The organism is Bradyrhizobium sp. UFLA05-89, assembly GCF_059803475.1.
The window spans coordinates 1-764 of sequence record NZ_JBANBA010000286.1 but is presented as its reverse complement, the minus strand read 5'-3'; the positions used below and the strand labels follow the sequence as shown (position 1 = coordinate 764).

Annotated in this window: 1 protein-coding gene; it reads left to right on the top strand. The window is 58.5% G+C overall.

Features of this window, described 5'->3' with window-relative positions; all coding sequences use genetic code 11:
• Nucleotides 1–277: 277 nt before the first annotated feature.
• On the top strand, nucleotides 278–764 hold a 487-nt coding region (locus SO139_RS46295), incomplete at its 3' end, for an amidase family protein (RefSeq protein ID WP_498542165.1).

The window sequence follows — 764 nt, the reverse complement described above, 5'->3', positions numbered from 1 at the left end:
CAACTCCTCTTCGTCCCTGTTGTGATGTTCCTCAGTGCTGAGATTCTGTCGGGGGGCGTCACCCAAGCAGTACTCGGACAAAACTCAACGCTCGAGACCATTAGGGCATTCAGGTGGTCGCTTCATCCTGATCAACCCGCCTACCACCGAAGTCGTTACCGCTCCCGTTGGTGACATGCGTGATGATCGCGCTGCTCCTTGGCATCAGCTCCGCGTCCGGGCTGGTGTCGACTTTCGCACATGCCAGGCTTCAGCGCGCGAAATAAAGGATACTGAAATGAAATTGAGTGAATACGTCGAGCACGATGGCACCGGTTTAGCCTCACTCGTGCGCGCAGGGGACGTGACGCCCTTGGAGTTGACGCAGCTCGCCCGAGAAGCGCACGACGAGGTCAACCCTCGCATCAATGCAGTTATCGAGTTTTACGAGGATGCTGAGACGGTCGCGAGCGCAGATGGAGGCCTCTTCCACGGCGTGCCTTTCTTTCGCAAGGATTTGGGAGCGACTGAAGCTGGTCGCCTCCAGGAATGTGGAAGCCGCCTGTATAAGGGACGCCGCCCTCAAACAGAAAGCAGCTTCTTTGCAAGGGCTAAGGCCAGCGGCCTCCGAACGCTAGGAAGAACGACAACGCCGGAGGCTTTTGGCGGCTCCGGAATGAGCGAGTCCATTCTTAGTGGTGTCACCGGCAATCCATGGGATCCGGAACGCTCCGCAGGCGGCTCATCGTCGGGATCAGCAGCGGCGGTAGCTGCGGGTATCACTC